We start from the raw sequence: 6,653 nt of genomic DNA, 5'->3' as shown, positions 1-6,653 counted from the left end.
ATCGTGATGCCGCGCGCACGCTCTTCCGGCGCCTTGTCGATCTGGTCATAGGCCGTGAACGTCGCACCGCCCGTTTCCGCCAGAACCTTCGTGATCGCCGCCGTCAGCGACGTCTTGCCGTGGTCAACGTGGCCAATCGTGCCAATGTTGCAGTGCGGCTTGTTACGCTCGAATTTAGCCTTCGCCATGTCTGTACAACCTTAGAACCAGAATTGCGCTCGTCTTCTTAACTCACCCAATGTCCGCAGCTGGCGAGGCCGGCCACAAACGAAACTTTGGAGCGGGTGACGGGAATCGAACCCGCGTAGCCAGCTTGGAAGGCTGGAGCTCTACCATTGAGCTACACCCGCCCACACCACTCCTTCAGCGTCTCCGCGCGGCTCACCGGCGAGGCCGAAAAACGGCCAAACCGGCAATTGGTGGAAGGGGTAGGATTCGAACCTACGTAGGCCGAAGCCAACGGGTTTACAGCCCGTCCCCTTTAGCCACTCGGGCACCCTTCCATCGCGACCGACTCCGCTGGGCGGAGACGCGGACTTATGAGCATTTAACCAGCCATGTCAACTTGAAAACACAGCAAAAACTCCCTATCGCGCCGATTTCGATTCCGGCCCGAGGGGAGTTGGAGTAAAGCTCGCTTGTCGCAGCAATCATAGAGACTGACATGGCCCCGCGCAAGCACTCCGGACCACCCTCAAAACCCCGTCATAAGGGGCCGTCGGGAGACCGCCACAGCGCTGGTGAGCGGCAACGGGGCAAAGGCGGCCAGGACCGCGATATAGGGGCAGGTCGCCCGCGCCACAAGCCTGACTCGTCCGATCGCCCGGGGATTTCAGCAACAAAATTGCCGCATCACCCCAGGCAGGACCATTTTCCTGCCGCTGGCGGGCAGTATTGGCTCTACGGCCACCACGCGGTCGGCGCGGCGCTCGAGAACCCGAAGCGCCGCATTCATCAGATTCTGGCCACCAGCGAAGCCGCCGCGTCAATCGGACGCGGGCATGCCGCCACCCACCCGGCCCCGGAAGGGACCGATCGGGAAGCGCTTGACCGCCTGCTCGGCCGGGATGCCGTCCATCAGGGCATCGCCATGCGAGTTTCGCCCCTGCCCGAAACCGACATTTACGAGATCTGCGACAGCGCCTGCGACATGGAGCGGGCCAGCGTGATCGTCCTCGACCAGGTGACCGATCCCCACAATGTGGGCGCGATCCTGCGCTCGGCGGCGGCTTTCGGTGCCCTTGCCATCATCCTCACCGAGCGGCATGCGGCGCCGGAAAGCGGTGTCCTCGCCAAGGCTGCCTCCGGTGCCCTGGAACATGTGCCCCTCGCCCGCGTTACCAACCTTGTCCGCGCCATGGGGGAATTGAAGGAGGCCGGTTTCTGGTGCCTGGGCCTGGCGGCCGAGGGCCGGCAGACCCTCTCCGAAGCCAAGCCCAGCGGTAAAGTGGCCCTTTGTCTCGGCGCCGAAGGCAGCGGCCTGCGTCGCCTCACCCGGGAACATTGCGATTTGCTGGTGCGTCTGCCGACCTCAGGGCCGATCGATCACCTCAATGTGTCAAACGCCGCCGCCATTTCCCTCTATGAGTTGGTAAGGTAAACAGCCCCATATCAGGAAGTTGGGAATACGGGATGAATCGGTCTTTGCAATTTGCTTGCGCCACCCTCCTCGCCGGCTTGACCAGCGCCTTGCTGGCCGCGTCCGCCACCGCGCAGGACAAGCCGGATTTCCGCGCCCTCTATTTCAACCGGCTCGATCAGAACAAGGATGGGCTGGTCTCGCTCGAGGATCTGCAGCGCATCGCTGCCAAGGAGTTCCGCCGCGTCGATGACAACAAGAGCAGCACGCTGTCGCTCGACGAGTATATCTTCGGCATCCCGAGTGAGCGGCAGGATGCGATCGATTTCTTCACCGCCCGTTTCGAACGCTCCGATTTCAACAATGATGGCCAGGTCGATTTCAACGAAGACCAGGCCTATTGCCTCGATCTGGTCGCGCGCGCCGACGTCAACAAGGATGGCATGGTCTCCAAGGAAGAATTCCTCGCCGCCGGCGGCAACTGATCCCAATCGCGGAAATTTGACTGCAAACGGGTCATCCTGCCTTGCGGGAACCACTTTCTGTGCCTAAATAGTGCGATTGCAAGTCAGTATTACTTGCACAAAAAGCCATTCGCATCATCTGGAGCATCAGGGGGTCCCATGACAGCACGCACATCCTTCCATCTTTCGCGCCGGCAGTTCGCCGCCGGCACCATGGCCCTTGCGGGCCTCGGCCTGGCCGGCAAGGCGAAGGCAGCCGGCGAGGTCAATCTTTACAGTGCGCGCCACTACCCCGCCGACGAGATCCTGTTCGAGCTCTTCACCAAGGAGACCGGGATCAAGGTCAACAAGATCCAGGGCACCGCGGAAGAATTGATGGAGCGCGTGAAGCTCGAGGGCAGCAGTTCGCCTTGCGACATCTTCGTCACCGTGGATGCCGGCAATCTGTGGCGCGCTCAGGAAGCCGGCGTGTTTCAGCCGACCAAATCGGCCTTCCTCGACGAGCATGTTCCGGCCCAGTACCACGAGCCCGAGGGCCATTGGTTCGGTTTCTCCACCCGCGCCCGCGTCATCGTTTATGACAAGACCAAGGTGAAGCCCGAAGACCTCAGCACCTATGAGGATCTCGCCGATCCGAAATGGAAGGGCCGCATCCTGATCCGCTCGTCGGGCAACATCTACAACCAGTCCCTGCTCGCCTCACTGGTCGAACATCACGGCGAAGCGGAAGCAGAAGCCTGGGCCAAGGGCCTGGTCGCCAATTTCGCCCGGAAGCCCGAAGGCGGCGATACCGATCAGATCAAGGCGCTCATTGCCGGCCAGGGCGACATCTGCATCAGCAATACCTACTATTTCGCGCGCATTCTGGGCGGCGACGATGCGGAACTGAAGAAGCAGGCCGAGAACCTCGCCGTGTTCTTCCCGAACCAGCAGGATCGTGGGACCCATGTGAACGTCTCCGGTGCCGGCGTCGCCGCGCACGCACCCAATCGCGACAACGCGGTGGCGTTCCTCGAATTCATGGCAAAGCCGGAAGCGCAGGAAATCTTCTCCGGCGCCAATTACGAATATCCGGTGGTCGAGGGATCGAAGGTCTCAGACGTCGTCGCCGCCTGGGGCGAGTTCAAGCGCGACGAAGTGAATGTCGCCGCGCTTGGCCGCAACAACCCGATCGCCGTCAAGATCATGGACCGGGTTGGCTGGCCCTGATCCGCTCCGGCTGAGAAATGAAAAACGCCGCCGAGTTGCCTCGGCGGCGTTTTTGATTCGAAACCTGCGAAAGCCTCAGACGGTGATGTCGAGGCGGCGTTCGCCGGTGCCGCTGGCTGCCTGGTTACCGCCGGTCTCCTCGACCACTTCGGTCTGGCGCAGGCCGGCCTCTTCAGCCTCTTCCTTGCCCTGACGCTGGGTTGCCGAGGCTGCAGCGGTTTGCGACGATTGCTGAACGCCGGCCACACGGGCAGCTTCAAATCCAGCGGCAAACGATCCGACTTGGGCGACGACCATCGGCACCCTCCTCATAAAGGTTACGGTTGCCTATAACATTGGCATGTCGCACCAGAAGCGCAAGAAGTATCGATTACGAATTTAATCGAACTTTAAGTAATTATCTTTCCAAACACGGAAGATTCGATGCAAGGCTGCCTCGACGCCATGCCGTAGGCGCGGATAGACTTGACCGGAATAGGAATTTCTCCGTCCCCGCAGGTGCCAGCACCATGATTCCAGACCGTATTGCTGCCCCCCAAGAATCGCTCCGTCACCTCACCGCAGCGCAGCACGCGGCGTTCTGGCGTGACGGTTACGTTCTGGTCGAGAACGCGCTCAGCCCACAGGAACTCGCGAGCTTGCAAGTAGAGTTCGCTGGCTGGGTGGCAGAAAGCCGGTCTCATGCCGAGCCCTGGGGTGAAATCAGTGACGGTCGGCCGCGTTTCGATCTGGAGCCCGGACACAGTGCCGCGCGCCCTGCCCTGCGCCGGGTCAATTCCCCAACGGAGATTTCGAGCGCCTATGATTCGGTAATGGCCGAGAGCCGCATTCCCGCGATGGTCGCCGACCTAATTGGTCCCAACGTCAAATTCCACCACGCCAAGATCAATTCGAAACTGCCGGGCGCCGCGACGCAGGTGAAATGGCACCAGGATTTCCCCTTCACCCCGCACAGCAATGATGACCTTGTCACCGCCCTGATCTTCGTCGACGAGGTAACGGCGCAGAACGGGCCGCTGGAAGTCCTCGCCGGATCGCATCAGGGCCAGCTTCACGAGTTGTGGCATGATGGCCGTTTCACCGGCGCGGTGACCAAATCGCTGGAAAGCGAATTGATGGCGCAATCGCGCCAATGCATCGGACCGGCGGGTGCCGTCTGCTTCATGCATACACGCCTGCTGCACGGCTCGGGCCCCAATCTCTCTGACCAGGCACGCACGCTGTTCATCTGCGTTTATTCCGCCGAGGATGCCGTGCCGCTCTCCCCCAACCCGCTGCCCAGCCGGCACGAGGGACGCATCGTGCATGGAACGCGCAGCGGCCGCGTCCGTTGTGTTGCCAATGAACTGCCATTGCCGCAGCTGCCGACGACCGCCTCGTTCTTCGGACAGCAGGCGGCCAGCTATGACGGCTAGAAAGAAACCTCACTCATGACCACCGTTACCGACGATCTGCTGCGGCGGATCCTGCGCGAAACGAAGATTATCGCCCTGGTGGGCGCCAGCCCGAGGCCGGAGCGGCCGAGTCATGGTGTGATGCGCTTCCTGCAGCAGCACGGCTATCGCGTCATTCCGGTCAATCCCGGCATCGCCGGCAAGATGCTCAACGACGAACTGGTTTATGCGCGCCTTGCCGACATCCCTGAAGCCAAGGCCGGCAAGATCGACATGGTCGACATCTTCCGCAATTCGGATGATGCGCTCGCCGCCGCGCGCGAGGCGATCGAAATCGGTGCCCGCACGGTCTGGATGCAATTGAACGTGGTCAATGAAACCGCCGCGCAGGAAGCCGAGGCCGCCGGCCTCCGCGTAGTGATGGATCGCTGCCCAGCGATCGAGATCCCGCGCCTGTTCGGCGGCCGCCACGAAGCATAACGATCCTAAGCGGCAATCCTTGGCGCTGGTCACCGATTGCGCTATTGTCGGCGCAAGTGGGGTAGAGTTCTGAGGGATAAGATGCCGCGGGGATCAAGTGCCGCCAATACAAGCGAACGACCGTCTGACACCGAGCTGTCTTGGCTGTCGAAGGGGTTGAAGCAGCCGGGCGGCAAGCTGCCTCTGTTCGACGAATGGGGTCAGAAGATCAATGAGCGGACAATCCGCGCCTGTATCGATCATGGCTGGGCGGAACCCTGGTTCAGCAATCCGCTGAAGCCTGACTGGCTGGTGTGCAAGCTGACCGATGCCGGCCGCCGCGTCATCGAAGGCACGCGCCACTAAGCTCTCAACCAAAAACGTCAGAGCGCGTAGGCTGAGCGCATCCGCTCGAGGCCCAGAGGATCGTTGCTGTTGCCGAAGGCATCCCGGTTGAAAAGGCTGGAGCCGCCATTGGCCTGATCGTTGCCGAAGAGGCTCTTGGGCTGCTGGTCCTTGGCATCCTCCTTGCCGACCGGCAGGGCTGCCAAAGTCACCAGCATCAAGGGCGAGAGCAATCCGCCCACGCGGCTGAAGCCGCGGATTTCCGGGGTGTTCTGCGTTGCGCTCGCAGTTGGTCTCGTGCCGTCGCCAAGATAAGCGAGTGCGATGGCGCCGGCCTTGGCTGCCTGAACATCCGCCGTGGCAGCCAGCGCATCGGCGACTGTCACATCGGCGACCGCCACATCGGAATCGACACCGTCGCTGGCCTCCAGGCTGGCATAGGTTTCCATATCGGTGCTGATGCGCTGCTCGAAGCGCTCATAGATCTCGTCGACCGAGCGTGCCCTGCCCTCCGCGGTGTAGAAGACTCCGGGATTGGCCGCGGCCGCCTTGGGGAACAGGCTGGCGCCACTGCGGTCCGGCGTTTCGGCTTGGGCGCGCAGGAATTTGATCGCACCGCTGATGCCAAGGAAATGGGCCATGTAAAGATCGGTGCCGGTCGCTTCGCGATCCAGCTTGTCCTCGAGCTTCGCCTTGTTGTCGGCGGCGTGTTCGGCCGCCATCGACGCCGCGAAGGCGGGATCCCGGCGCAGATCCAGAATCTCCTTCTTGACCGCAGGATCGCTCACCACGTAGCGGCCGTCCGATCGTTTGGTGATCTGCTCGGCCAGATCGGCGCGGCCATATTCCGCGCCATGGGTCTTCACGACACCCAGCCAGGTCTGCTCGATGAATTGATAAAGCCCGGCCGCCGACGACGATGTCGCCTGCGCCGTGGGATCGAAACTGCTTTCGCGATTGGCCTGGGCCATCAGGTAGGAAAAATCGATCCCGGTCGAGGCACTGGCCTGCTGGATACCGGCCAGGACATCCGGACGGATGGCAACGTCCTTTCCGGTGGCGCCGGTCAGCGTCACTGCTCCGCTCAGCATTCCACCCTCCCGCTCTGCCCACGGCATTGGCGGGCGCGAATGGCAAGCCGATCGGCAAGATTTGCCGACAAATATCGTTTTATGGCTCTCATCGCGCCCATCACGTGCCGCT

9 protein-coding genes and 2 tRNA genes are annotated in these 6,653 nt (G+C 61.9%); 6 read left to right on the top strand and 5 right to left on the bottom strand.

What is annotated here, in order from left to right; genetic code table 11:
- The 3 genes from ACE3PR_RS15000 to ACE3PR_RS14990 all read right to left on the bottom strand — a co-directional run.
- A partial coding sequence (locus tag ACE3PR_RS15000; RefSeq protein WP_374373453.1) for a GTP-binding protein occupies positions 1-188 on the bottom strand: 188 nt, incomplete at its 3' end.
- Positions 189-276: 88 nt separating this feature from the next.
- Positions 277-350, bottom strand: a tRNA-Gly gene (locus ACE3PR_RS14995).
- 67 nt (positions 351-417) lie between these two features.
- Positions 418-503 (bottom strand) — tRNA-Tyr (locus ACE3PR_RS14990).
- 341 nt (positions 504-844) lie between these two features.
- Between ACE3PR_RS14990 and rlmB the strand changes: the two genes are divergently transcribed.
- The 3 genes from rlmB (at position 845) to ACE3PR_RS14975 (ending at position 3,252) form a co-directional block, all read left to right on the top strand.
- On the top strand, positions 845-1,600 hold the full coding sequence (gene rlmB, locus ACE3PR_RS14985) for a 23S rRNA (guanosine(2251)-2'-O)-methyltransferase RlmB (RefSeq protein WP_374373451.1): 756 nt from the start codon (positions 845-847) through the stop codon (positions 1,598-1,600).
- A gap of 32 nt (positions 1,601-1,632) precedes the next feature.
- Positions 1,633-2,064: an EF-hand domain-containing protein gene (locus ACE3PR_RS14980; protein WP_374373449.1), complete on the top strand. Its 432-nt coding sequence runs from the start codon at positions 1,633-1,635 to the stop codon at positions 2,062-2,064.
- Between the two features lie 138 nt (positions 2,065-2,202).
- Positions 2,203-3,252 (top strand): Fe(3+) ABC transporter substrate-binding protein, encoded by a 1,050-nt coding sequence (locus ACE3PR_RS14975; RefSeq protein WP_374373447.1) that lies wholly within the window; start codon positions 2,203-2,205, stop codon positions 3,250-3,252.
- Positions 3,253-3,327: 75 nt separating this feature from the next.
- Here ACE3PR_RS14975 and ACE3PR_RS14970 read toward each other — a convergent pair whose 3' ends face one another.
- Positions 3,328-3,549 (bottom strand): hypothetical protein, encoded by a 222-nt coding sequence (locus ACE3PR_RS14970; protein WP_374373445.1) that lies wholly within the window; start codon positions 3,547-3,549, stop codon positions 3,328-3,330.
- Positions 3,550-3,761: 212 nt separating this feature from the next.
- On the opposite strand from ACE3PR_RS14970, the gene ACE3PR_RS14965 reads away from it, so the two are divergent.
- The 3 genes from ACE3PR_RS14965 (at position 3,762) to ACE3PR_RS14955 (ending at position 5,471) form a co-directional block, all read left to right on the top strand.
- Positions 3,762-4,667: a phytanoyl-CoA dioxygenase family protein gene (locus tag ACE3PR_RS14965; protein WP_374373443.1), complete on the top strand. Its 906-nt coding sequence runs from the start codon at positions 3,762-3,764 to the stop codon at positions 4,665-4,667.
- 15 nt (positions 4,668-4,682) lie between these two features.
- Positions 4,683-5,126: a CoA-binding protein gene (locus ACE3PR_RS14960; protein WP_374373441.1), complete on the top strand. Its 444-nt coding sequence runs from the start codon at positions 4,683-4,685 to the stop codon at positions 5,124-5,126.
- A gap of 81 nt (positions 5,127-5,207) precedes the next feature.
- Entirely contained in the window at positions 5,208-5,471 is a 264-nt protein-coding gene (locus ACE3PR_RS14955; RefSeq protein WP_374373439.1) for a hypothetical protein, read from the top strand.
- Positions 5,472-5,488: 17 nt separating this feature from the next.
- Here ACE3PR_RS14955 and ACE3PR_RS14950 read toward each other — a convergent pair whose 3' ends face one another.
- Positions 5,489-6,541 (bottom strand): transglycosylase SLT domain-containing protein, encoded by a 1,053-nt coding sequence (locus tag ACE3PR_RS14950; RefSeq protein WP_374373437.1) that lies wholly within the window; start codon positions 6,539-6,541, stop codon positions 5,489-5,491.
- Between the last annotated feature and the right edge of the window lie 112 nt (positions 6,542-6,653).

Origin of the sequence: Dongia sp., assembly GCF_041909655.1 — a bacterium.
Lineage (GTDB): Bacteria > Pseudomonadota > Alphaproteobacteria > Dongiales > Dongiaceae > Dongia.
The sequence above is the reverse complement of the archived record's forward strand: the minus strand, read 5'-3'. Positions and strand labels throughout refer to the sequence as shown.